Origin of the sequence: Vibrio sp. RM-41-2B (assembly GCF_024744415.1) — a bacterium.
Lineage (GTDB): Bacteria > Pseudomonadota > Gammaproteobacteria > Enterobacterales > Vibrionaceae > Vibrio > Vibrio diabolicus.
The window spans coordinates 1-3,069 of record NZ_JAMQWD010000033.1; the positions used below are offsets into that span (position 1 = coordinate 1).

Sequence of the window (3,069 nt, forward strand, 5' to 3'; positions counted from 1 at the left end):
GACAGTACATAACTACATACTTTCGTACTCAACTGGGCTGACGTGCCCCAACGCTGAGTGTCTTCTTCTGCGATTGTAAAATACCTCGATGTATTCGAAGATGCCCATTCGGGCTTCTTCGAGGGTTTGGTAGTCTTCTGCGTATATCAGTTCGACTTTCAGTCGACTGTAGAACGACTCCATCACCGCATTATCCCAACAGTTGCCCTGCCGACTCATGCTCGGTACACCTCCATGCTTGCGCATGAAGTCTTGATATTTATATGCTCTGTATTGTACACCACGGTCCGAGTGGATAATGACGCCTTTAGGCGGCTTACGTGACTCAAACGCCATTTTTAGGGCATTGGTGATGAGCTCGACGGTCATCGTTGTCCCTAACGACCAACCCACAATACGCCTTGAATGCAAGTCCATCACTGTCGCTAAGAAGAGCCAACGGCTCTTCACCCAGATATACGTGATGTCCGTAACCCACTTCTGATTTGGCGTCTCAGACTCAAAGTCTCTTCGCAGTAAATTGTCGGCAACATTCGTCATAGCAGCCACATCCTTGCTGTATTTAAACCCTTTACCATTACGTGCCCTGATACCTTTTTCCTTCATGATATCAGCCACATAATTCACGCAGCAGGCATAGCCTGCTTCGTTGAGCTCTTCGGCTATTCGCACTGAGCCGTAACGTGCCCGATATTGGGCAAAGGTACACATGACGAGCTGTTCAAAGCGCTCTCGCCGCTTTGAACGCTCACTCGGCGTATGATGGCACCACTTATAATAGCCGCCCCGACTCACTTCTAAGGTGCGGCACATTAAGCTAATGGAATACTCACCGACATAGCTTTCGATGAACTCGTACTTCACTCTTGCTGCTTCGCGAAGTACGCCGAGACCTTTTTTAGGAATTCCATTTCATCTTTGAGTCGCTTGTTCTCGCGCCTTAGCGCCCGAAGCTCTTCGGACTCTTTCTTCGAGTAATCGACACCGTCTAAGGTGTTAAACTGTTTATCAGATAGGCGTGTGAACTGGCGCTTCCAGTTTCGGATCTGCTGGGCACTGATGCCCAGCTCCTTGGCAACGGAAACGGCTGTTCGGCCAGGAAGACTGGCCAAGCGGACTGCTTCTTTGCGGAACTCTTCGGTGTACGCTGGATTACGATGTTTAGCCATAAATCACCTCTCAATTAGACCCTAGATCTAACTTAGTAAAGTGTCTACTAAACGTGGGGTACTCGGTCACATAACGCCCTGTTAAGGTGTGAGCAACGCAATACCGAAGCCGCTGCATACCACCTTAAACACTTAAAACAACGCATAGTGAAAATGCCACGCGTTGCGAATCACTCTTAAACAGATTGTTAAGCGTATTTTGCTGAGTAGAACTCTTTCTCTTTGTTCGAGTGATGCTCATTTAGTGCTTTCCACTGTGCCAATTCATGCTTAACTTCTTCAGGAAGAACTAACCTTTGACGGTAGTTGGTTACTTGAGGACACTGATGAGATGAAATAACATACCTGTGACTGTTCTCTACCAACATATGATTAATTAACTTAGTTTTTTCCTCGCTAAGCCTTGTACCTCTTGGAAGAGGTCGTTTCTGTCCAACCAATGTATAGAGTAAATGCCGAGGACCTAATGGTAAAATCAATTCTGTACCCTCATTACCCCAGCCACCTTTAAGGTCATAGCTACCCTCTCCATAATAGTTAAGCTTTAAAACCGGATTATCCGATGTGAACCATTCATGCCCATTGGCTGGATGCAGAATTGTCCATTGGTGTTCATGAAGGTGAGATGAGACTGTATTCAATAGGCGTTTAATACTCCATAGCCAAGAAGCTCGTCCAATTAGGTTTTCAACATGAACCATTAATCCCGATTCTTCTTTGGTAATTTTTAATTTCAGTGGCATTTCATCATGAAATTTATATTCGCCAGTCACCTGAAAATTCTTAGGGACACCTTTCGACATTACTTTATCAACAACACTCCTCATCATGGATTCGAACTCATTATTATCTGCTCTTTTGAGGTGTTCGATAAATTTTACTGGAGTACGAAGATCCTGAAGTGCAAAAAAGTTAATGATACTTTTATAGTCACTCGGCGTTAACTTAGCGTTGGAAATCACTTTTTGAATCGCAGCCTCTGCAGGAGCTTCAAACTGTTGATCAAACCATGTTTCAATTTGGTCGCATTCATCTCCATTTTGAGTATTAATGTAAAGGTTTCTCAAATACCCAATTCCGTTTAAGGGAAACGGCTTCCAGATTGGTACATTTTCATGCTGCACCAACGTTCTGTAAATCTGAACTTTTCCGCCTGTTGACCAGTTTTTTAAATACATAACTGGAACAAAGTGATTATCTCTTTTCTTAACCGAACTCATAGTTTTCTCTTATACGCTTAACGCCCTGTTAAGGTGTGAGCAACGCAATACCGATGCCGCCGCATACCACCTTAAACACTAAAATCAACGCATAGTAAAAATGCCACGCGTTGCGAATCACTCTTAAACAGTTTGTTATGCTGCTGTCTACGGTAATGTCACTGACCAATTATGGGTGTAACATTTATTAACCATTTTCATCCACTCAGTAACTCTAACCAATTGATTTCTTGGTCTAGAAGGTACGTTGGGAGCACAACCCCAAAAATCGTTCCCTGGCTCATGTCCGTTTTTTAGAATTACTAAAGATGTCAAAGGAGGTTGTCCCGCTTCACTAAGCACATTGGCTAGTTTACCCAAAGGCTGATCCCAACTCCCGTGTGGTGCATGCCACTCATTGGTGAGCGATTGATATTCATTCGAAAGATCAGTGTAGGTGCGTAGAGTTTGTTGTTGAGCCCACTGAGTTAAGATTTGATAAATCACTTCAATTGATATTTCCATATGCTCTCTTGAATCAAATATGTGTCGTGCAGCATAACGCGCAGTTAAGGTGTGAGAGACGCACATGCACCCTAACCTAAAATAAACTCTGATAAATCCGTGCCTATTTGGGCACTAAAACCCCAATGCGTTTCGAATCGCCTTGAACGTCTTGTTATTCCGCAACTAAAGTCGGC

At 43.9% G+C, this 3,069-nt stretch carries 4 protein-coding genes; all 4 read right to left on the reverse strand.

All coding sequences use genetic code 11. The features are described from left to right. Positions 1-12: 12 nt before the first annotated feature. On the reverse strand, positions 13-864 hold the full coding sequence (locus tag NB463_RS16990; RefSeq protein ID WP_053307556.1) for an IS3 family transposase: 852 nt from the start codon (positions 862-864) through the stop codon (positions 13-15). Then, positions 861-1,169, reverse strand: a complete 309-nt coding sequence (locus NB463_RS16995) for a transposase (RefSeq protein WP_004413754.1) — start codon at positions 1,167-1,169, stop codon at positions 861-863. Before NB463_RS16995 ends, NB463_RS16990 begins: the two co-directional genes overlap by 4 nt. A gap of 188 nt (positions 1,170-1,357) precedes the next feature. Then, on the reverse strand, positions 1,358-2,389 hold the full coding sequence (locus tag NB463_RS17005; protein ID WP_140267108.1) for a DUF4238 domain-containing protein: 1,032 nt from the start codon (positions 2,387-2,389) through the stop codon (positions 1,358-1,360). Between the two features lie 147 nt (positions 2,390-2,536). Next, complete coding sequence (locus NB463_RS17015) at positions 2,537-2,893, reverse strand: hypothetical protein (RefSeq protein ID WP_258516017.1); 357 nt, start codon at positions 2,891-2,893, stop codon at positions 2,537-2,539. Positions 2,894-3,069 lie beyond the last annotated feature (176 nt).